Genomic DNA, 20,511 nt, shown 5'->3' with positions numbered 1-20,511 from the left:
TGTCTGCCATGCGCATTGTGGTTCTGGCCGGCGGTATCGGCGGCGCCCGCTTTCTGCGGGGACTGAAGGCAGCGGTTCCGGACGCGGAGATCACCGTCATCGGGAACACCGGCGACGACATCCATCTGTTCGGGCTCAAGGTGTGTCCCGACCTCGACACCGTGATGTACACGCTCGGCGGTGGCATCAACGAGGAGCAGGGCTGGGGCCGCACCGACGAAACCTTCCGCGTGAAGGAGGAGTTGGCGGCCTACGGCGTCGGGCCCGAGTGGTTCGGGCTCGGTGACCGGGACTTCGCCACGCACATCGTGCGCACCCAGATGCTGGGCGCCGGCTATCCGCTCAGCGCGGTCACCGAGGCGCTGTGCGCCCGCTGGCAGCCCGGCGTGCGGCTGCTGCCGATGTCCGACGACCGGATCGAGACCCATGTCGCCGTCGAGGAGGACGGCGAGCGCAAGGCGATCCATTTCCAGGAGTACTGGGTGCGACTGCGCGCCTCGGTGCCCGCGCACGCCGTGGTGCCGGTCGGCGCCGACCAGGCCAAGCCCGCGCCGGGCGTCCTGGAGGCCATCGCCGAGGCGGATGTGGTGCTCTTCCCGCCGTCCAACCCCGTCGTCAGCATCGGCACCATCCTGGCGGTCCCGGGCATCCGGGAGGCCATCGCGGACGCGGGGGTGCCGGTGGTCGGCCTCTCGCCGATCGTCGGGGACGCGCCCGTGCGCGGGATGGCCGACAAGGTGCTGGAGGCGGTGGGCGTCGAGGCGACCGCCGCGGCCGTGGCCCAGCACTACGGGTCGGGGCTGCTGGACGGCTGGCTGGTCGACTCCGTCGACGAGGGCGCGGTGGCCGAGGTCGAGGCGGCCGGGATCCGCTGCCGGGCCGTACCGCTGATGATGACGGACGTGGAGACGACGGCCGCGATGGTGCGCGAGGCGCTGGCGCTGGCCGAGGAGGTACGGGCATGACCGGCGCCGGCGAGGCGCCCTCGTACCGGGTGTGGGCACTGCCGGGGATCCCGGAGGTGCGGCCCGGCGACAACCTCGTCAAGCTGATCGCCGCGGCGGTGGCCGGCTCCGGGATGCCTCACCTGGCCGACGGAGACGTCCTGTTGGTGACCTCGAAGATCGTCAGCAAGGCCGAGGGCCGGGTGATCGAGGCCACCGACCGCGAGGCGGCGATCGACCAGGAGACCGTACGGGTGGTGGCCCGCCGCGGCACGCTGCGGATCGTGCAGAACCGGCAGGGCCTGGTGATGGCCGCGGCCGGGGTCGACGCCTCCAACACGCCGTCGGGGACGGTGCTGCTGCTGCCGGAGGACCCGGACGCCTCGGCGCGCGCCATCCGGGCGGGCATCCGCACCGAGCTGGGCGTCGACGTCGGCGTCGTGATCAGCGACACCTTCGGGCGGCCGTGGCGCGCCGGGCTCACCGATGTCGCCATCGGGGCGGCCGGGGTGCGCGTGCTGGACGATCTGCGCGGCGGCACGGACGCGTACGGCAATCCGCTCAGCGCCACGGTGGTGGCCACCGCCGATGAACTGGCCGCCGCCGGCGACCTGGTCAAGGGCAAGGCGGCCGCGCTGCCGGTCGCGGTGGTGCGCGGGCTCCCGCACGTCGTCGAGGAGGCGGGCGACGGCGACGGGGCGCGGGCGCTGGTGCGCGACGCCGAGAACGACATGTTCCGGCTGGGCACGTCGGAGGCCGTGCGGGAGGCGATGACGGGGCGGCGTACGGTCCGCGCGTTCACCAACGACCCGGTGGACGGCGGTGCGGTGCGCCGTGCAGTGGCCGCGGCGCTGACCGCGCCCGCCCCGCACCACACCACGCCCTGGCGCTTTGTGCTGCTGGAGTCGCCGGAGTCGCGGACGCGGCTGCTGGATGCGATGCGGGACGCCTGGATCGCGGATCTGCGCGGCGACGGGAAGTCGGAGGAGTCGATCGCCAAGCGGGTGCGGCGCGGCGATGTGCTGCGCGACGCGCCGTATCTGGCGGTCCCGTGCATGGTGACGGACGGCTCGCACACGTATCCCGACGCGCGGCGCAGCGCCGCCGAGCGGGAGATGTTCGTGATCGCGCACGGCGCCGGGATCCAGAACTTCCTGGTGACGCTGGCGAGCGAGCGGCTGGGCTCGGCCTGGATCTCGTCGACGATGTTCTGCCGGGATGTCGTACGGGAGGTGCTCGGGCTGCCCGGGGACTGGGAACCGATGGGGGCCGTCGCCATCGGGCGTCCCGCGCAGGCGCCGAAGGAGCGGCCGGCGCGGGACGGCGCGGACTTCATCGTCGTGCGCTGAGCGCGCTCACAGGCGGGCGATGTCCCCTACGGGGAATCTGGGCGCGCGCCGGGGCGGAGTCACGCCCGCGAGCAGGATCAGCCGGGCCGCGCGGTGCCGCTGGCCCTCGTAGGGGGCGAGGAGTTCGAGCATCTGCTCGTCGGTGGTGCCGCGGCGGCCGGTGAGGGCGTAGCCGATGATCTTCGGCAGGTGGAGGTCGCCGACGGTGAGGGCGTCCGGGGCGCCGAGGGCGCGCTGGAGGGTCTCGGCGGCGGTCCAGGGGCCGATGCCGGGGAGGGCCGTCAGGCGGCGGGTGGCGGCGGCCAGGTCCATGCCCGCGGCCTCCTCCATGCGGCGGGCGACGCGTACGGCGCGCAGGATCGCGGCGGAGCGCTTGGCGTCGACGCCCGCGCGGTGCCACTCCCAGGAGGGGATCAGGGCCCAGGTACGGGCGTCCGGCATCACCCGCATCCGCTCCCACGGGCCGGGGGCGGGCTCGCCGTGCCGCTGGAGGAGGAGCCGCCAGGCGCGGTAGGCCTCGTCGGCGGTGACCTTCTGCTCCAGGGCCGAGGGGATCAGCGACTCCAGGACCAGGCCGGTCCGGGCGAGCCGGACGCCGGGGTGGCGGCGGCGCGCTTCATGGACGATGCGGTGCCGGGCGGTGAGCCGGTCCGGCTCGTCGGACTCCCCCAGCAGATCGGGCAGCCGGTCCAGCAGCCAGTCGGCGCCGGGGCCCCAGGCCTCCGCTTCGACGGTGCCCGCGGCGGGGCGGGCCGCGAGGCGCAGCGTGCCGGGGCCCTGGGGCGTGCGGCAGGACCGCCACACCTCGTCGCCGCGCACCGCGAAGGCGGGGTCGCCGGGGCCGCGCTGCAGGACGCACAGGGTGCGGTGCAGGTCGTACGGGCCGGGCGGGACCCAGCTGCGGGTGGGCATGCCGCCAGGTTAGGCGACGCCGCCGATCGGGGTCTCCCCTGCTCGCGCGGGAGCCGAGAGCTTGGGGAACCGGCCCGCCGCTACTGGTCGGAGGAGAAGCGCACCGACCCCGCGGGGATGTCGGCGCCGCACCAGATGCGGATCCCGTCGCGCAGCTCGTTGTCGGCGCCGATCCGGGCACCGTCGCCGATGACCGCGCCGTCCAGGACCGTACGGGCCCCGATGCGCGCCCCGGCGCCGATGAGGGAGTCGTGGATCTGGGCGCCCGCTTCGATCACCGCGCCGTCGAGGACGGCGCTGCCCTCGATCCGGGCGCCGGCGCCGATGACGGCGCGCGGGCCGACGACCGTGCCGCCGGTGAGCTTGGCGTCGGGGGCGACCTCGGCGGTGTCCAGGACGAGGCGGTCGCCGCAGCGGCCGGGCACGGCCGGGGACGGGGCGCGGCCCAGGACCAGGTCGGCGGAGCCGCGGACGAAGGCCTGCGGGGTGCCGAGGTCGAGCCAGTAGGTGGAGTCGACCATGCCCTGGAGGTGGGCGCCGGCGGCGAGCAGGCCGGGGAACGTCTCACGTTCGACGGAGACGGGGCGGCCGGCGGGGATGGAGTCGATGACGGAGCGGTTGAAGACGTAGGCGCCCGCGTTGATCTGGTCGGTGACGATCTCCTCGGGGGTCTGCGGCTTCTCCAGGAAGGCGGTGACCCGGCCGGTGCCGTCGGTGGGGACCAGGCCGAAGGCGCGCGGGTCCTCGACCCGGGTGAGGTGCAGGGAGACGTCCGCCCCGGAGGTGCGGTGGGTTGCCACCAGGGCCTTGATGTCGAGGCCGGTGAGGATGTCGCCGTTGAAGATCAGCACGGGGTCGCCGGGGGCGGAGTGCAGCCGCTCGGCGACATTGCGGATGGCTCCGCCGGTGCCCAGCGGCTCCTCCTCGGTGACGTACTCCAGGTGCAGGCCGAGCGCCGAGCCGTCGCCGAAGTACGGCTCGAAGACCTCGGCGAGGTAGGAGGTGGCCAGGACGATGTGGGTCACGCCCGCGGCGCGGGCCCGCGCCAGCTGGTGGGTGAGAAAGGGCACACCGGCCGCCGGGACCATCGGCTTGGGCGTATGCACCGTCAGCGGGCGCAGCCTGGTGCCCTTGCCGCCGACCAGGAGGATCGCTTCAGTCACCTTGTCTTCTCTGCTTCCTGCTGGGGTCGGCAAATGGCCGACCAGTCTAGGCAGACGGGTAGCGCGGCCGTGCTCCCAGGGAGGTGCCGGGGTGCGGGTGAGTGCGCTGCCGTGGCCCGTAGGACGTGGCGAGCGCGGTGACGGTTCATTGGTGGCACAACCGGACGGTACCGGACGGTAACTGTCGGGGACGCCGGTCAGCGTCCCTGAAGCTTCGCCGCGGCGGCGCGGGCGGCGTCGAGCTGGTCGTAGAGGAGGTCGCCGGGGCAGGCGGACTGGTAGCCGTCCCGGTGGCCGGAAATGACGTGCAGCTGGGCGATCTCGTCCCTTCTGAAGAGGTTGCTGCCGTCGGAGGTGAGGCGGACCATGGCGCGCGGATCGGCGCCGGACAGGCCGAGCTTCCAGGCCGTCAGGGCGGCGATGCCCTCGACGGCGGCCTTCGAGGGTTCGTCGTCGGTGAAGGTGCCGAGGACGGCGATGCCGGTGGTGTCGGTGTTGAAGCCGAGGGTGTGCGCGCCCAGCACGGGCTTGGAGACGCCGCCCGCGCGGCCTTCGTAGATGACGCCGCACCTGTCGATCAGGAAGTTGTAGCCGATGTCCCGCCAGCCGCTGCTCTTGACGTGGTAGCGGTAGATGGCGCGGATCGCCGAAGGGGAGTCCGCGCAGGAGTAGTTGTTGCCGGTCGCGGTGTGGTGGACGAACGCGGCCCGGACGGGTCCTGTGTAGGGGCCGAGGGGCTCGCGCAGCGTCTCGTCGGCGCCCCAGCCGGCCCGGGTGACGATCCGCGGGCGGGGCCCGATGTACATCTTCCCGGCGGTGCGGTCGCCCTCGGGGCCCGGGGCCTGGGCCCGGTTTTCGGCCTGGGCCTCGGCCTGCGCCTCGGACCGGCCGAGCGGCCGGAGTTCGGCGGGCGTGCCGCGCTCGGTGCGCCGCGCCGCACCCGGGTCGACGAGCTCCAGCCGGAGCCCGCCCGGGAAGGGGGCCGGGGCGCGGTCCGCGTTCTCGGGGGCGATGCGCAGCTGTACGGCGTCGGAGGCGCCGACCCACAGGGGCGCGGTGCTGCCGCGTACCCCGCTGTTGCGGCGTTCGGCGGACTCCGCGTCGGGCAGGTCGTCGTTGTGGGTCTGCACGTCCTGCCAGCCGGACCAGTCGTGGGAGCCGGTGGCGCGGGTGCGTACCTGGACCTGGCCGGGCAGCTGGACGGCGGGGTCGTCCCACACGACGCCCAGGAGCGAGAACGGCCGCACCTCCCGGACCGGCATGACCCGCGTACCGGGGACGGGTGCGGGCTCGGTCTCGGCCTCGGTGGAGTGCGGGGCGGGCGCGCCGAGGTCCGCCAGCGGCAGGGACTGGGTGCTGCCCGAGGCGTCATCGGCGGGGGCGGGCGCGGCGAGGGCGCGTGGGGCGGCGGTGGCCGGTGGTGGGAGCGAGGAGAGCGGGAGCACCAGGCCGGCCGCGCAGAGGACGCCGAGGGACAGCGTGCGGGACGTCGTACGAAACGAGCGCGAAGGAGCGGGAAAAGGGCGCATGGTCACCATCGTTGGCACGCTCCCGCGGAGGGCGCCATCGCTGATCTGACGGGGCATCGGCCGAACGGCGGGCGGGTGCCTGGGCCGAACCGGTGGCCGGTGTCCCGCGCCCGGCCGAACACCGCCCACCGCCGCGCGTACCCTGGCGGCGATGAACGCCATCGACCGCACCCCCGCCGGCCTGCTGGGTTCCGCGCTCGCCGCGGACCCGGCCCGCCCTCTGGTGACCTTCTACGACGACGCCACGGGCGAACGCGTGGAACTGTCCGTCGCCACCTTCGCCAATTGGGTGGCGAAGACCGCCAACTATCTCCAGGGCGATCTGGCCGCCGAGCCCGGCGACCGGCTCGCGCTGCTGCTGCCCGCCCACTGGCAGACCGCCGTCTGGCTGCTGGCCTGCTCGTCGGTCGGCGTGGTCGCGGAGGTGGGCGGCGATCCCGCCGCGGCCGACCTCGTCGTCAGCGGTCCGGACACCCTGGAGGCGGCGCGTGCCTGTTCCGGGGAGCGGGTGGCGCTGGCGCTGCGCCCGCTGGGCGGCCGCTTCCCGCAGCCGCCGGCGGGTTTCGCGGACTATGCCGTCGAGGTGCCGAGCCAGGGCGACCGCTTTGCACCGTTCGCGCCGGTCGATCCGCAGGCGCCGGCGCTGGTCGTCGGCGACCGCGAGTTCACGGGCTTCCAGATCGGTATGACGGCCGTGGCGGATGCCGACTCCGTCGATATGCCGGGCCGCCCGCGCATCCTGTCGGGCCTGCCGTACGACACGTGGCGGGGGCTCTCGTACGGGCTCTACGCTCCGCTGGCGGCCGGCGGCTCGGTGGTGCTCTGCCGCCATCTCGAGCAGCTGGGCGCGGACGGCATCGCCGCCCGGGAGGCAGCCGAGAAGGTCACGTTCCGGGCGCCGGACCCGCGTTCCTGAGCTCCGCCTCCCCCGTCCGGCGGACCGGATCCGCTCGGGGCGGGCCGGTCCGCCCGTTGTGGTCCAGGATTTTGCGTACGTACACCAGGAATTTGCGTACGGACCACCACGCGCGGGCCGTCCGTCCCCCCGTCGGCCGGGCACCGCGTGCGGGCGCGACGCCGACTCCGTGAGGGAGGGACGCACACGTGACCGAGAGCCCCGGGACTCCGTCCGGCCGCCAGGACCCCGCCGGGGGCACCGGCCGGGCGGGTGCGGGGCCCGGTCGGGCGGCGAGGTTTCCCGGCTGGAGCGCGCGGCCGCTGCGCTCGGGCGCCGCGGGTGACGGGCCGGGCCCGCCGCGCACCCCGCCCTCCCCGCTCCACTGGATGCGCCGGGCCGCGCTCGGCACCGCCGCCGCCGTCCTGGTCGCGGCCGGCACCGGCTGGGGCCTGTACACCAAGCTCAACGGCAATATCCGCTTCGACAGCGACACCCAGAACGAGCTGGAGAAGTACGAGTCGGAGCGGCCCGACCCGGGCCCGCCGAACGCCGAGAACATCCTGCTGGTCGGCACCGACAACCGCGGCGACGGCAACGAGGGATACGGCACGGACAACGGCACCCAGCGCTCGGACACCACGATCCTGCTGCACCTGGCGGCGAACCGGAAAAGCGCCACCGCGGTCAGCATCCCGCGCGACCTGATGGTGACGGTGCCGCACTGCAAGCGCTCCGACGGCAGGGAGATCGCCGAGCAGACGGCGCAGTTCAACTGGGCGTTCCAGTTCGCCGGCGCCGCCTGCACGATCCGTACGGTCGAGAAGATGACCGGAATCCGGATCACCCACCACATGATCATCGATTTCGTCGGGTTCAAGAAGATGGTGGACGCGGTGGACGGCGTCGAGATCTGTCTGCGCCGGCCCATCAATGACGAGAAGGCGCATCTGGTGCTGCCCGCCGGGCGGCAGACGCTGCTCGGGGAGGCCGCTCTCGGTTTTGTGCGGGCCCGGAAAAGCCTGGGTGACGGCAGCGACACGCAGCGTATGGAACGCCAACAGGAGTTTCTTGGCGCGCTCGTGAAGAAAGTGCAAAGCAATGGTGTGCTGCTCAATCCGACGCGGCTGTATCCGGTGCTGGATGCCGCGACGAGTTCCCTGACGACCGATGCGGATCTTGCTTCACTCACCGGCCTGTACGAATTGGTGCGCAGCATGCGCAGCATTCCGACGAACCGGGTGCAGTTCCTGACGGTGCCGCGTCAGGAGTACCGCTACGACCCCAACCGCGACGAGCTGGTGCAGCCGGCCGCGGGCCGTCTCTTCGATGAGCTGCGCAAGGACCGCCCGGTGGCGGTGGCGCCGGCCAGGGACGCCGAGGAGACCACGGCCGCCTTGGGCGGAAAATCCGGTGACTCGCCCGCCCCCGGTTCGCGTCCGGCCTTTCGCGGAAGCACGGCGGAACGCGGGGCCTGCGAATAAAGATGCCGCAAAGGAAACCGCGGCGTCGCGAATGGATTGGGCGGAATGCCCAGTTGTAGGGAAGTGGAATTTGTCACCGGCGTCGCCGGGCGCTGAACTGGGCGGATAGTGTGAGCGACCCGGCCCGCCCGACCAGCGGACCGATGACCGTGCAGGTCAGATATTTGCATGATCGACCGATCGAGCGCCTTGAGGGGGAGGCGCCGCGCCACCGACGGAGGATTCAGGGCACCGTGGACGCGCAAGGCCGTGGGCGGGCGGGCGACGACAACGTCGATCCCGCCGATCAGTGGGTGTTCGATCCGAACACCGGAAACTACGAGCTGCGGCTTGACCCTGCCGGTCAAGCCGCGGACCGGCCCGCCGGCCGCAAGGCCCCCGGCTCCAGACGCGACCGGAAAAACCCGGCGGACCGGGGCGGCGACAGCGACACCCGTCCGCTGCCCACCCAGCGCGACCGCCGGGGCGAAGCGCGCGACGGCGGTGCGCGGGAGCCGCGTACCGGCGGACGGGCCGAGCGTCGCGCCGCCTCCAGGGGCACGACGAGCGCGATGGCCTCGGGCGCCGCGAGCCGCCGCCGGCCCAAGCCGAAGAAGTCCGGGAAGAAGAAGGCGCTGTACTGGACGTCCGGCGTGCTGGGCTTCGTCCTGGTGGCCGCCGCCACCACCGCGTACGTCATCTACCAGCAGCTCGACGGCAACATCAAAAAGGTCGACGTCGGCATCAACAACGACGCGGTCTCCGACGGTCCGGTCAATCTGCTCGTCATCGGCACGGACGCGCGCGACGGCAAGGGCAACACGGGCTACGGCGACGCCGGCAGCGTCGGGCACGCGGACACCACGATCCTGATGCACATCTCCAAGGACCGGACGAACGCGACCGCGCTGAGCATCCCGCGCGACCTGATCACCGATATCCCGAACTGCCCGACGAAGCAGAAGGACGGCGCGGTCAAGAACGTCCCCGGCGAGCAGCAGGTGCGGTTCAACACCAGCCTGGGCCAGGAGGGGCGGGACCCGGGCTGCACCTGGCGGACCGTGGAGAAGCTGACCGGGCTGAAGATCAACCACTTCATGATGGCCGACTTCAACGCGGTCAAGGAGCTGTCCGACGCGGTGGACGGCGTCGAGGTCTGCGCCGCCAAGAACATCAACGACCCCAAGTCGCATCTGCATCTGACCGCCGGCCGGCACACCGTCAAGGGCGAGCAGGCGCTGGCCTTCGTACGGACCCGGCACGCCATCGGATACGGCAGCGACCTGGACCGGATCAAGATGCAGCAGCAGTTCATCGGCTCGCTGATCCGCAAGCTGAAGTCCAGCGCGTTCAGCAGCCCGAGCAAGCTGCTGGACGTCGCCCAGGCGGCGACCAAGGCGCTGACCGTCGACACCGGCATCGGCACCGCGAGCAAGCTCATGGACTTCGGCGGCGATCTGAAGAAGGTGAACCTCAACAAGATCACCTTCGCGACGGTGCCGGTGCTGGACAACCCCCAGGACCCGGCCACCGTCATACTCGACAAGGCCAAGGCCGCTCCGCTGTTCCGGATGGTGCAGGCGGACCACGCCCTGGCCAAGGGCAAGAAGAAGGGCGCGAAGGCGCCGGTCAGGAAGGCCCCGGCGGAGCTCGTACGGGTCGATGTCTTCAACGGCGGCGGACCGTTCGGCGCGGCCCAGGAGACCGTGGACTGGCTGCAGAACTCCAAGGCCGCCCGGCTGTCCACCAACGCCGGCAACGCCCCGCAGAAGGTGGCCAAGACCGTCCTCGAGTACGCCCCCGACCAGGCCGACCAGGCCGCCACGCTGGCCGACTGGATGGGCCTGTCCAAGAGCGCGCTGAAGAAGTCCGCGCAGAACGCGGGCGACCGCGTACCGATGAAGCTGACCCTCGGCAAGGACTTCCAGGGGGCCGGCGAACCGATCGATGCGCCGACCGAAACCCCGGACGGGGTCCAGAACGTCAATGCGGATGACAAGAACGTCTGCGCCAAGTGACCTGAACGGGATCCGGCCGCCTGCGAAGGCGCCGAGCGCACCACCGAATTGACAACGGGGAGAGGGCCCAATGCGGCAGAGCAGTGTGCGCGGTGAGCGATCACCCGGGCGTCGGCAGCCCGGAGCACCACAGAGGCTGGGCTTCGACGCCGGCCTCGACGAGGAGGGGACGGGCGGGCTGCCACCGGACGCGCCCGGATGGACGCCGGCCGACGGCGAGGGCGACGTCCCGTCCGCGCCCGACGAGGGCGGCCGCCGCCAGGCGCGCCGGGGCCGCCGCAAGAAGGGCGGCAAGGGCCGCCGGGCGCTGCGCTGGACCGCGCTCGGCCTCGGCCTCCTGCTGGTCGCCGGCGCGGGCGCGGGCTACTGGTACTACGAGCACCTCAACGCCAACCTCCGCAAGGAGCCGCGGATCCTGGGCGGCGGCGATCTGAAGAAGCCCGATCCCAACGCGTTCGGGCAGACGCCGCTCAACATCCTGCTGCTCGGCTCCGACGGCCGGAACAGCAAGAAGAACATCGAGCTGGGCGGCGCCCGCCAGGACGCGGACCGCAAGCCGCTGGCCGACGTCCAGATGCTGCTGCACGTCTCCGCCGACCGCAGCAACATGTCGGTGATCTCCATACCCCGGGACACCCGCGTCACGATCCCCAAGTGCACGGACCCCAAGACCCACGAGAACTTCCCGCAGACCACCGCCGCCATCAACCAGTCGCTCCAGCACGGCGGGCCGGGCTGCACGCTCGCCACCTGGCAGGAGCTGACCGGCATCTACATAGACCACTTCATGATGGTCGACTTCTCCGGCGTGGTGGACATGGCCGACGCCATCGGCGGGGTCCCGGTCTGCGTCAACAAGAACGTCTACTCGCACGACAGCAAGGGCCACGGCAGCGGGCTCAAGCTGACCGAGGGCACCCACTCCGTCAAGGGCGTCCAGGCCCTCCAGTGGCTGCGCACCCGCTACGGCTTCGAGGACAACACCGACATCGGCCGGGCCAAGGCCCAGCACATGTACATGAACTCCATGGTGCGCCAGCTCAAGAAGGGCGCCAAGCTCACCAACCCCGGCCAGCTGCGTGACCTGGCCGAGGCCGCGACCAGCGCGCTGACCGTCGACGACGGACTCGACACCGTCAAGAAGCTCTACGACCTGGGCGGCGACCTCAACCGGGTGCCGACCAAGCGCATCACGATGGTCACCATGCCCTGGGTGTACGGCCCCGGCGAGGAGTACGTACTGCCCAAGCCCGGCGACGCGGAGGAGACCTTCGCGATGATGCGCAACGACACCGCGCTGGACGGCAAGGGCGCCAAGAAGAAGCCGGCGCCCGACCCCAAGGCGTCAACTCCCGAGGGAGAGCTGAAGGTTGTCGTGCAGAACGGCACCAACAGCACGGCGACGGGCCCGGTCTCCGGCCGCGCCACCGTCATCCAGCAGCGGCTCGCGCAGCTCGGCTACACCGCCGCCGGCACCGACTCCGCCCTCACCACCCAGGCCGACACCACCATCACGTACAAGGACGCGGCGCAGCGCGGCGACGCCCTCGCGCTGGCCAAGGCGCTCGGCCTGTCCAAGGGCGCGGTGAAGGAGTCCAGTTCGGCCACGGAGATGCGGCTGGTGGTCGGCAACGACTGGCGTACGGGGACCGACTACCCGAAGAAGCGGGGCGGCGACAGGACCCCGGACAAGGCGCCGGACAGCGCGGACGCGCTCAACGGGAACGACAAGACGGCGTGCATGAAGGTGAATCCGGACTACACGTTCTAGAGCCTTCCAGACCTTCTAGAGCCTTCCAGATCTTCTGGACGTGCTAGATCTTCTGGCCCCGTCATACGGAAAGGGGGCGGGGCGGCCGTGGTGGCCGCCCCGCCCCCTTTCGTGCGCCTTACTCGGCCGGGGACTGCTCCGCCGCGGGCGCGAGGACCGCCGGCCGGCGGCTCGCGATGACCTTCCTGGCGAGCGACCGGGGGCTGGTGAGGAAGCCGTAGCCCCAGGACATGTGCATGGTGGCGAGCGCGACGGGGATCTGGGCGCGGGCCTTGAGCGAGAGCCCCTTGCCGGCCGGGAGCGAGCCCGCCGCGATGGCCGCCAGATAGCCGGCCGGAACGACGAAGCCCCAGGGCGTGACGGCCGCGCCGACGACGATGCCCGCCGCGATGGCGCACACCGCGGTCGGCGGCGCCAGATAGCGCAGATTGATCGACCCGGAGTGGTAGCGCGCGACGACATGCCGCCACTTGCCGTAGTCCTTGTACTGCTTGGCCAGCGCCTTGACGCTCGGCCGCGGCCGGTACTGCACCTTCAGCTCGGGCGAGAACCAGATCCCGCCGCCCGCCTCGCGGATGCGGAAGTTCAGCTCCCAGTCCTGGGCGCGGATGAACTCCTCGTTGTAGCCGCCCTGTTGCTCCAGGACCTCGCGCCGGAAGACGCCGAGGAAGACGGTCTCGGCGGGGCCCGCCTGACCGCCCGTGTGGAAGGCGGCATTGCCGACGCCGATCTTGGAGGTCATCGCGGCGGCGACCGCGTCCTCCCAGGCGTTCTCGCCCTCGGCGTGCATGATGCCGCCGACGTTCTGCGCGCCGGTCTCGTCCAGGAGGCGCACGGCGGTGGCGATGTAGTTCGGCGAGAGCATGCCGTGACCGTCGACGCGCACCACGACGGGATGCCGGGACGCCTTGATCGCGGCGTTCAGCGCGGCGGGGGTGCGGCCGGTCGGATTGGGCACGGTGTGCACCCGGGAGTCTTCGGCGACCAGCTCGGCGGCGATCTCGTCCGTACGGTCCGTGGACGGGCCGAGGGCGATCACCACCTCCATTTCGCCGGCGTACTCCTGCTCCAGGATGTGCCGGACCGAATTGCGCAGGTGACGTTCCTCATTGAGCACCGGCATGATCACGGAGACGGCCGGGGGCTGCTGCTGCGGCATGGTTCCTCGGGGGTACGGCCCGCGGCGAGCCGCCATGGGGCGGCAGCGCCCGCCGGGAGACTGCGGTATCGCGCCTCACGTTACCGCGAACGGGGGACGGCGGCGGACGTCGGACGGGTGGCGGGGCAGCCTGTGCCCGGCGTGTGACGCTTTGCATTCGATCGTATAGGCCTACGGTGTTCCCGCCGGCTTCACCCGACTCGCCGCCCGTCCCGCCGCGGAGGTGTCCCCAGTGACCGCCCCGTCCCGCTCGACCCGCCCCACGCAGCGCCGGACCACCGGGCCCACGGGGCGCCGGCACCCGCCGCGCAAGCGCTGGGGGCTGCGGACCAGCACCGTCGCCGCCGCGCTGCTGCTGGGCGCGAGCGGTGTGGGCCACGCCATGGTCACCGGCGTGGAGACGCGGATCGGCCGGGTGGACGCCTTCCGGGGCATGCCGACCGACGAGCGGCCCGGCGGCGGCAGCGGCCTGAACTTCCTGGTCGTCGGCACGGACGGCCGGGACAACCTCACCAAGGACGAGAAGCGGACGTACCACCTGGGCGGGGCGCCCTGTCACTGCACCGACACCCTGATGCTGGTGCACCTGTCCGCCGAGCGGGACCGCGCCAGCATCGTCAGCCTGCCGCGCGACTCCTACGCCGAGGTCCCCGACCATGAGGACGCCGCGAGCGGGCGGCGGCACCGCAAGCACGCCGTCAAGCTGAACGCGGCATACGCGGAGGGCGGCCCCAACCTCACCGTACGGACCGTCGAGCACATGACCGGCGTGCACATCGACCACTACCTGGAGGTCGACTTCACCAGCTTCATGCGGAGCGTGGACGCGGTCGGCGGGGTGGAGATCTGCACCCCGCGCCCGCTGCGGGACAGCTTCACCGGGCTCGACCTGCCCGCCGGCAAGACGCTCCTCGGCGGCGGCCAGGCCCTCCAGTACGTCCGCTCCCGCCATATCGACGCCTCCGCCGACCTCGGCCGGATGCACCGCCAGCAGCGCTTCCTGGCCTCCCTCATCCACAAGATCACCTCCTCCGGCGTCCTGATGAACCCCATCCGCTTCAAGGACGTCGCCGAGACGATGCTGGACTCCGTCCGCGCCGACTCCGGCTTCGAGGCCAACGACCTTGTCGACCTCGGCCAGGCCATGCGGGGCTTCACCCCGTCGTCCTCGGAGTTCGTCTCCGTCCCCCTGGCCAAGGACAATCTGCGGCTGCCGGGCGGCGGCGAGGCCGTCCGCTGGGACCCGGTGGCGTCCCGGCAGCTCTTCCAGGCCATCCGCGACGACCAGCCGATCGCCAGGCACCCCGCGAAGGACGGGAAGCGGCCGCGGTCCACGGTCGTGGACGTGGCGCCGTCGGAGATCAGGGTGCATGTCGACAACGGCAGCGCCCGGCCCGGCCTCGGCGACACCGTCGCCAAGGCGCTGCGGGCCACCGGCTTCGTCTCCGCCGGAGTGCCCGGCGTCGCGGCGCACGGCGCGGCCTCCCATACGGTCATCGACTACGACCCCCGCTGGAACCGTTCGGCCCGCTCGCTGGCCGCCGCGCTGCCCGGTGCGCAGCTGCGGCCGATGCTGGGGCGCGGCCCGGTGCTCCAGGTGACGGTCGGCGACGACTTCAAGGCGGTGACGCCGGTGAAGGCGGAGCAGCAGCCGCCGGCGCCGGGCAGCGTAGGGGCGATCACCGGCGATGAGGCGGTGTGCCCATGACGGTGCCCGCCCCTCGTCGCACCGGGCCCCGGCCGCTCGCCGACCGGCCGGCGGGCCATCGCTACGCGCCCCGGGCCGGCGCCACCCTCGCCGCGCTGTGTCTGGTCGCCGCCAGCGCGGCCGCCGCCCCGCCGGCGCCCGTCGCCCCGACCGGCTGCGGCGATCTGGCCAACGGCCGGCTGTGCCTGCACGGCCCCGTGGGCGCGACGGGCAGGTACACGACGGCCTACCGCCGGCACGATGCCGGGCCGGCGGCCGCCTTCTCCGTACGCCTGGGCTATCAGCGCAAGAACGCGAGGATCACCGCCTTCCCCGGCTGGTTCGGCCCCCGCCGCCTGCGGCACGGCTCCGCCGTCCTCGGCGGCCGGGTGGAAGTGCTGGCGGGCGAATGCATCCGGGGCGTCATGGAGCACGCCGGGACCGTGTTCGTCACCAAGTGGAGCTGCGGCCCCGGGTGACGTTCCGCGTCCAGGTCCACGGCCCCTCGCAAGGAGGACACCATGTGGCAGGCAGCGGTACTGGCCATCTCCCCCACGACCGTCGCGCTCTTCCTCGCCGCCATGGCGGCGCTGGCCCTTTCGTTCGCCACCTGGGCCGCCCGCGCCCCCGCCGCCACCACCCCCCGCACCGCGGCCACCGCCCTGCTGGCCGTCTGGTTCCCGCTGCTCCTGTTCGCGACGCTCACTCCCACCCAGCCCATCGGCTCCGCCGACGCCACCCTGTGGTGGCGGCCGGGCGAGGGCCTCTTCGACCCCGGCGCCCAGCTCCAGCCCCAGGAGCTGGCCATGCTGATCCGCCAGCACATCGCCTACGCCGCCCTGTACGTGCCGGGCCCGCTGCTGCTGCGCTTCGCGGCGCCCCGCTGGTCGGCCGCCGCCGCGTTCCTGCTGGGGGTCGGCCTCTGCGTGACCATCGAGACGGCCCAGCTGCTGATGCGCGCCGGTCGGATCGCCGATGTCGACGACGTCATGTGCGCGGCGGCCGGGACGGTGCTCGGGGCGGGGCTGGGCCTGCTGGCACGGCCGGTGGTGGCCGGGGTGGGCGCCGCTGCCAGGGGGTGCCGTCGAGGCCGCGTCGTGCGCCCGTAGGGCGGGGGCCGGCCATGATCCACCGGAGGCCCCCTGGCCAGAACTAGGCGGCCGGAGCCTCCACCAGCCGCAGACGCAGCGACTTCAGGCCGTGGATGAAGTTGGACACCAGCCGCTGCGGGGGCGCGGCGAGCGAGAGTGCGGGCAGCAGGTCGCGGGTCTCCTCGTAGAGGACGCGGAGTTGCAGCCGGGCGAGGTGTGCGCCCAGGCAGACGTGGGGGCCGTCACCGAAGGAGACATGGGGGTTGGGGGTGCGGGCGAGGTCCAGCCGGTGCGGGGCGGCGAAGACCCGCTCGTCGTGGTTGGCCGAGCCGTGGAAGACGACCACCTTGTCGCCGGCGCGGAGGGGGCGGCCGGCCAGCTCGGTGTCGTACGCGGCGGTCCGGCGGAAGCTGAGCACCGGCGGATGCCAGCGCAGCAGCTCCTCCACGCAGGTCGTCGTCCGCACCGCCCGGGTGCGCAGCGCGCGGTAGGCGGCCGGGTGCCGGGCCAGGGCGAGCAGGCCGCCGGGGGCCGCGCTGCGGACGGTGTCGTTGCCCGCGATGGTCAGCAGGAAGAAGAACATCTCCAGCTCGGGCTCGGCCAGGTCGCGGTCGGTGGCGAGGACGGTCATGACGTCGTCGCCCGGGTGCCGGCGCTTGTGGGCGGCGAGCTCCCGCGCGAAGGCGAACATGTCCTGGAGCATCGCCGGGGAGCGCGGGTTCGCGGGGCGCCCGTCCGCGCCGGATGCGGCCGGGCCCGCTTCGTCGGGGTCCTGGTAGCCGATGACGCGCCGGGTCCAGTCCAGGAGCAGCCCGCGCTCGGCGGGCGGGATGCCGAGGACGTCGGCGAGGTTGAGCAGGGCGTAGTCGTCGGTGACGTGGGTGACGAGGTCGCAGGTGCCGTCCGCGGTCCGCGCCGCCTCGAGCGCCGCGGTCAGCAGGCCGCGGGCCCGCTCGCGCACCACAGCCTCGAAGCGGTCGACCCGGCGCGGGGTGAAGGCGCGGCTGACCAGGCGGCGCAGCCGACCGTGGTCATTGGGGTCCGCCCCGGTCGAACCGCGTCGAGAGCCCGGGGAAGGGTCCTGGTTGAGCATCATGCGGCGGATGAACGGCAGGTCGGCGGGGTCGGGGTCGCGGATCTGGGTGGCACCCAGATGGGAGGAGAAGGTGCGGGCGTCCTTGAGGACCCGTAGGACGTCCTCGTGCCGGGTGACCGCCCAGAAGCCGGGGCCGGCGGGCCAGCCGAGCACCTCGGGCTCTTCCTGCCAGGCGACCGGATGCCGGTCGCGCAGCAGCCGGTACGCGCTGTGCGGCAGGCCGTCGGCGTAGCGGCGCGGGTCGAAGACGTCCGGTATGCCCATCAGGCGTGCGGCCGGTCGCCGTCACCGTCGGCGCGCAGGAAGTCCTCCACGGCCCGGATCAGTTCCAGCGGAGTCTCGTCCATGGCGTAGTGCCCGGCCGACGGCAGCTCGACCAGCTCGCTGTTGGCGTACCACTGCAACCAGGTCTGCCGTGCGAGTTCGGCGTTCAGCGCGGGGTCGAGCGTTCCGGTCACGGCCAGCGCCGGCACCGCCGAGCCCTCGACCTCGGCGGCGAAGCCCTCGGTGGCCCAGGAGTCCAGCCAGGCGCGGAACGCCTTGGGGTCGCTGCATTCCAGGGACCGGCGCACCATCCGGTCCAGCCAGGCGGCGGGGCGCTTGCCGCCTGTGGTGAGGTCGAGGATGATCCGCCGGTTGTCCGGGGTGTGTGCCGCGTCCGCGAACAGCTCCCACTGCTCCGGCGGCAGCGGCAGTCCGGAGGCGGGGACCGGGGAGATGCCGACGAGGCGGCGCACCCGGTGCGGTGCCGCGGCCAGCACCCGCTGGATGACGCTGCCGCCCATCGAGTGGCCGATCAGCGAGAAACGGTCCCAGCCCAGCCGGTCGGCGAGCGCCAGCACATCGGCCGCGCCCTCGCCCGTGGTGTATTCGCCGGCCGTCGCCTTCGCCTCGCCGTAGCCGCGGAGGTCGACCAGCGCGTACTGGAACGCGTCCCGGTCGAGGTCCGGCAGCACCGGGTCGAAGGCGGAGCGGTCGGCGAACCAGCCGTGCACCGCGATGACCTTGTGCGTTCCCCGGCCGTGCAGGGCATGAGGCAGTACGAAGGAAGCCACGCTCACTCCAGAGGTGTGACGGAACCCGCCGGTGACGGGCGGCATTTCCGACCAGACTGGCGTGAACCTCCCCGCCCGGCAAGGGCGCCACGGCCCCGCCCGCTCACTGTGCCTCGTCGAGCCCTTCGGCCGCCCGCCGCTCCCGCAGCTCCATGATCGCGCGCCGCCGGGCGAGGCGGTGGGTGCGGCGGATCTGGGCCTCCTGGTAGCGGCGCTTGTCGCGCTCGGTCTCGGGGAGCACCGGCGGCACCCGGCGCGGCTTGCCCTGTTCGTCGACGGCGGCGAAGACGAGGTAGGCGGAGCCGACCTGCTGGGCCGGCGTGGATTCGTTCCAGCGCTCGGCCAGGACCCGTACGCCGACCTCCATGGAGGAGCGGCCGGTCCAGTTCACCTGGGCCTTGACGTGGACCAGGTCGCCCACCCGGACCGGCTCCAGGAAGGCCATCTCGTCCATCGAGGCCGTCACCGCGGGGCCTCCGGAGTGCCGGCCGGCCACCGCGCCCGCCGCGTCGTCGACCAGTTTCATGATCACGCCACCGTGCACCGTCCCCAGGAGATTGGTGTCGCCGGCGGTCATGATGTGCGACAGCGTCGTACGGGAGACGGATGTGGGCTTGCCCGCGAGCTCGCCCTCCTGGCTGTTGGTGACGAGTTCGGTCATGGGGTCAGCCTAAGCCGGACCCATACCCGCATCACTGGCATCCCCCGTCCCGTGACACCCGTCTCGTGACGACTGTCTCCCTACGTGACGCTCGTCTCCCCGCCCCCGTCGGAAACTATCCGGAATGGTTGCTTCCGATGGCCGCGCCGGAATGGTCACGGCCCCTTGCGATATGGACGGGAAGGGCCTCGTCGCTTTGCATCAGGTCTGCAACAGCCCTGGCCCGATCCCGCACCTGCTCTATTGGGCACCCCTCCGCGACGTGCACACTGCCGGGTATGAATGAGTGGCCCAATGGGTGGTCCGGGGACCAGAACGGCAACCGGTACGGACGCGGCAGCGGCAGCGCCGATCCGGAGGGCGCGCGTGCCATGCGGCAGGTGCGGCGCGACGCGGGCTCCGGCTACCCCCGGAGCGAACCCCCGCTGCCCCCGCAGATGTCCCCGCGCCGCGGCTCCGTGCCCCAGCAGTCCCAGGGCTACGACGACTACGACGAGTACGACAGCGGCTACAACACCGGCCAGGTCTACGGCGACGGCGGCGGCCGCGGCGGCTACGACGACGGCCCGTACGACCGCGGCGGCGCCCGGCCGCGGCCCAACTGGGGCCGCCGCATCAAGTGGACCGTGCTGACCCTGGTCGTGGTGCTGGCCGTCGCCTCCGTCGCCACGTACTTCTGGGCGGACGGCAAGCTGCGCCGCCAGGTGGACCTGAGCAAGGTCATCGACCGGCCGGCGACCGGGGACGGCACGAACTATCTGATCGTCGGCTCGGACAGCCGTGAGGGCATGTCGGCCGAGGAGAAGAAGAAGCTGCACACCGGCTCCGCCGAGGGCAAGCGCACCGACTCGATGATGATCCTGCACGACGGCTCCAACGGCCCGACGCTGATCTCGCTGCCGCGCGACTCCGACGTCGAGATACCCAGCTTCGTCGGCTCGGACTCCGGCAAGAAGTACCCGGGCACCGGCCGGCACACCAAGCTGAACGCGGCCTACGCCGAGGACGGCCCGGAGCTGCTGGTGCGGACCATCGAGTCCAACACCCACCTCCACATCGACCACTACGTCGAGATCGGCTTCGCGGGCTTCGCGGGCATCGTCGATGCGATCGGCGGCGTCGAGATGGACATCCCCAAGGCGTTCAAGGACAAGTGGTCGGGCGCCGACTTCCCGGCGGGCAAGCAGACCCTCAACGGCCAGCAGGCCCTCGCCTTCGTCCGCACCCGGCACGCCTTCGCCGGCAGTGACCTGGACCGTACGAAGAACCAGCAGAAGTTCCTGGGCACGCTGGCCGGTCAGGTCGCCACCCCGGGCACGATCCTCAACCCCTTCAAGCTCTACCCGACGATGAGCGCCGGCCTGGACACCCTCATCGTCGACAAGGACATGAGCCTGTGGGACCTGGGCCAGATGTTCTTCGCGATGAAGGGCGTCATGGGCGGCGACGGCAAGTCGATGAACATGCCGATCAACGGCTCCACCGGCGGCAACCTGGTCTGGGACAAGGCCAAGGTGCAGCAGCTGGTGCAGCAGCTGAACAACGACCAGAAGGTCACGGTCAGCAGTAACTGACCACGGGAGAACGCCGGAGGGGCCCCGTACCGCGCTGCGGTACGGGGCCCCTCCGGCGGGCCGGGGGGGCGGGGTTCGTCGCCCGACAACCGCCCGGTACGGGGCAGCACACACCCCAGGGCCAGGGTGGGGCCCCCCACGAAA

The 20,511-nt window shown here is 72.5% G+C and carries 17 protein-coding genes; 10 read left to right on the top strand and 7 right to left on the bottom strand.

Annotated features, from left to right (window positions below; translation table 11 throughout):
- Positions 1–8: 8 nt before the first annotated feature.
- Both cofD and ACIRPT_RS40075 read left to right on the top strand, forming a co-directional pair.
- Positions 9–965, top strand: coding sequence for a 2-phospho-L-lactate transferase (gene cofD / locus ACIRPT_RS40080; protein WP_403836704.1), 957 nt, complete (start codon positions 9–11; stop codon positions 963–965).
- Positions 962–2,293: a coenzyme F420-0:L-glutamate ligase gene (locus tag ACIRPT_RS40075; protein WP_403836702.1), complete on the top strand. Its 1,332-nt coding sequence runs from the start codon at positions 962–964 to the stop codon at positions 2,291–2,293. The genes cofD and ACIRPT_RS40075 overlap by 4 nt, the downstream gene beginning before the upstream one ends.
- A gap of 6 nt (positions 2,294–2,299) precedes the next feature.
- On the opposite strand, the gene ACIRPT_RS40070 is transcribed toward ACIRPT_RS40075, so the two are convergent.
- From ACIRPT_RS40070 to ACIRPT_RS40060, 3 genes are all read right to left on the bottom strand, one after another.
- Complete coding sequence (locus ACIRPT_RS40070; protein ID WP_403836700.1) at positions 2,300–3,205, bottom strand: DNA-3-methyladenine glycosylase family protein; 906 nt, start codon at positions 3,203–3,205, stop codon at positions 2,300–2,302.
- Between the two features lie 80 nt (positions 3,206–3,285).
- Positions 3,286–4,368: a sugar phosphate nucleotidyltransferase gene (locus ACIRPT_RS40065; protein ID WP_403836698.1), complete on the bottom strand. Its 1,083-nt coding sequence runs from the start codon at positions 4,366–4,368 to the stop codon at positions 3,286–3,288.
- 197 nt (positions 4,369–4,565) lie between these two features.
- Positions 4,566–5,897, bottom strand: a complete 1,332-nt coding sequence (locus ACIRPT_RS40060) for a peptidoglycan recognition protein (RefSeq protein WP_403836696.1) — start codon at positions 5,895–5,897, stop codon at positions 4,566–4,568.
- Positions 5,898–6,048: 151 nt separating this feature from the next.
- Here ACIRPT_RS40060 and ACIRPT_RS40055 point away from each other — a divergent pair, with 151 nt between their 5' ends.
- The 4 genes from ACIRPT_RS40055 (at position 6,049) to ACIRPT_RS40040 (ending at position 12,044) form a co-directional block, all read left to right on the top strand.
- On the top strand, positions 6,049–6,813 hold the full coding sequence (locus ACIRPT_RS40055; protein WP_403836694.1) for a TIGR03089 family protein: 765 nt from the start codon (positions 6,049–6,051) through the stop codon (positions 6,811–6,813).
- Positions 6,814–7,001: 188 nt separating this feature from the next.
- On the top strand, positions 7,002–8,276 hold the full coding sequence (locus ACIRPT_RS40050; RefSeq protein WP_403836692.1) for an LCP family protein: 1,275 nt from the start codon (positions 7,002–7,004) through the stop codon (positions 8,274–8,276).
- 233 nt (positions 8,277–8,509) lie between these two features.
- Positions 8,510–10,273, top strand: coding sequence for an LCP family protein (locus ACIRPT_RS40045; RefSeq protein ID WP_403836690.1), 1,764 nt, complete (start codon positions 8,510–8,512; stop codon positions 10,271–10,273).
- 70 nt (positions 10,274–10,343) lie between these two features.
- The gene (locus tag ACIRPT_RS40040; RefSeq protein WP_403836688.1) at positions 10,344–12,044 is read left to right on the top strand and encodes an LCP family protein; all 1,701 of its coding nucleotides are present in this window, start codon (positions 10,344–10,346) and stop codon (positions 12,042–12,044) included.
- Between the two features lie 118 nt (positions 12,045–12,162).
- Here the strand turns inward: ACIRPT_RS40040 and ACIRPT_RS40035 are convergent, their stop codons facing one another.
- Positions 12,163–13,203 (bottom strand): glycosyltransferase family 2 protein, encoded by a 1,041-nt coding sequence (locus ACIRPT_RS40035; RefSeq protein WP_403836686.1) that lies wholly within the window; start codon positions 13,201–13,203, stop codon positions 12,163–12,165.
- Between the two features lie 232 nt (positions 13,204–13,435).
- On the opposite strand from ACIRPT_RS40035, the gene ACIRPT_RS40030 reads away from it, so the two are divergent.
- From ACIRPT_RS40030 to ACIRPT_RS40020, 3 genes are read left to right on the top strand one after another with little or no spacing between them, the layout of a single operon-like run.
- The gene (locus tag ACIRPT_RS40030; protein ID WP_403836684.1) at positions 13,436–14,911 is read left to right on the top strand and encodes an LCP family protein; all 1,476 of its coding nucleotides are present in this window, start codon (positions 13,436–13,438) and stop codon (positions 14,909–14,911) included.
- Positions 14,908–15,369 (top strand): hypothetical protein, encoded by a 462-nt coding sequence (locus ACIRPT_RS40025; RefSeq protein ID WP_403515500.1) that lies wholly within the window; start codon positions 14,908–14,910, stop codon positions 15,367–15,369. The genes ACIRPT_RS40030 and ACIRPT_RS40025 overlap by 4 nt, the downstream gene beginning before the upstream one ends.
- 42 nt (positions 15,370–15,411) lie before the next feature.
- Positions 15,412–15,999: a VanZ family protein gene (locus ACIRPT_RS40020; RefSeq protein WP_403836682.1), complete on the top strand. Its 588-nt coding sequence runs from the start codon at positions 15,412–15,414 to the stop codon at positions 15,997–15,999.
- Positions 16,000–16,042: 43 nt separating this feature from the next.
- Here the strand turns inward: ACIRPT_RS40020 and ACIRPT_RS40015 are convergent, their stop codons facing one another.
- From ACIRPT_RS40015 to ACIRPT_RS40005, 3 genes are all read right to left on the bottom strand, one after another.
- The gene (locus tag ACIRPT_RS40015) at positions 16,043–17,341 is read right to left on the bottom strand and encodes a cytochrome P450 (RefSeq protein ID WP_403836680.1); all 1,299 of its coding nucleotides are present in this window, start codon (positions 17,339–17,341) and stop codon (positions 16,043–16,045) included.
- Positions 17,341–18,132: an alpha/beta fold hydrolase gene (locus ACIRPT_RS40010; RefSeq protein ID WP_403836678.1), complete on the bottom strand. Its 792-nt coding sequence runs from the start codon at positions 18,130–18,132 to the stop codon at positions 17,341–17,343. Before ACIRPT_RS40010 ends, ACIRPT_RS40015 begins: the two co-directional genes overlap by 1 nt.
- Before the next feature lie 103 nt (positions 18,133–18,235).
- The gene (locus ACIRPT_RS40005) at positions 18,236–18,793 is read right to left on the bottom strand and encodes an acyl-CoA thioesterase (protein WP_403515494.1); all 558 of its coding nucleotides are present in this window, start codon (positions 18,791–18,793) and stop codon (positions 18,236–18,238) included.
- A gap of 278 nt (positions 18,794–19,071) precedes the next feature.
- On the opposite strand from ACIRPT_RS40005, the gene ACIRPT_RS40000 reads away from it, so the two are divergent.
- Entirely contained in the window at positions 19,072–20,367 is a 1,296-nt protein-coding gene (locus ACIRPT_RS40000) for an LCP family protein (protein ID WP_403836676.1), read from the top strand.
- Positions 20,368–20,511: the final 144 nt, after the last annotated feature.

It is taken from the genome of Streptomyces sp. NPDC101227 (genome assembly GCF_044767545.1).
GTDB lineage: Bacteria > Actinomycetota > Actinomycetes > Streptomycetales > Streptomycetaceae > Streptomyces.
Note: the sequence above shows the minus strand (reverse complement) of the source record. Positions and strands in the feature narration are given on the sequence as shown.

Coding starts and splice junctions, on each gene's coding strand:
- ACIRPT_RS40020 (WP_403836682.1), top strand. CDS start 15,412: ATGTGGCAGGCAGCGGTACTGGCCATCTCCCCCACGACCGTCGCGCTC.
- ACIRPT_RS40040 (WP_403836688.1), top strand. CDS start 10,344: ATGCGGCAGAGCAGTGTGCGCGGTGAGCGATCACCCGGGCGTCGGCAG.
- ACIRPT_RS40075 (WP_403836702.1), top strand. CDS start 962: ATGACCGGCGCCGGCGAGGCGCCCTCGTACCGGGTGTGGGCACTGCCG.
- ACIRPT_RS40015 (WP_403836680.1), bottom strand. CDS start 17,341: ATGGGCATACCGGACGTCTTCGACCCGCGCCGCTACGCCGACGGCCTG.
- ACIRPT_RS40060 (WP_403836696.1), bottom strand. CDS start 5,897: ATGCGCCCTTTTCCCGCTCCTTCGCGCTCGTTTCGTACGACGTCCCGC.
- ACIRPT_RS40070 (WP_403836700.1), bottom strand. CDS start 3,205: ATGCCCACCCGCAGCTGGGTCCCGCCCGGCCCGTACGACCTGCACCGC.
- ACIRPT_RS40000 (WP_403836676.1), top strand. CDS start 19,072: ATGAATGAGTGGCCCAATGGGTGGTCCGGGGACCAGAACGGCAACCGG.
- cofD (WP_403836704.1), top strand. CDS start 9: ATGCGCATTGTGGTTCTGGCCGGCGGTATCGGCGGCGCCCGCTTTCTG.
- ACIRPT_RS40055 (WP_403836694.1), top strand. CDS start 6,049: ATGAACGCCATCGACCGCACCCCCGCCGGCCTGCTGGGTTCCGCGCTC.
- ACIRPT_RS40005 (WP_403515494.1), bottom strand. CDS start 18,793: ATGACCGAACTCGTCACCAACAGCCAGGAGGGCGAGCTCGCGGGCAAG.
- ACIRPT_RS40035 (WP_403836686.1), bottom strand. CDS start 13,203: ATGCCGCAGCAGCAGCCCCCGGCCGTCTCCGTGATCATGCCGGTGCTC.
- ACIRPT_RS40025 (WP_403515500.1), top strand. CDS start 14,908: ATGACGGTGCCCGCCCCTCGTCGCACCGGGCCCCGGCCGCTCGCCGAC.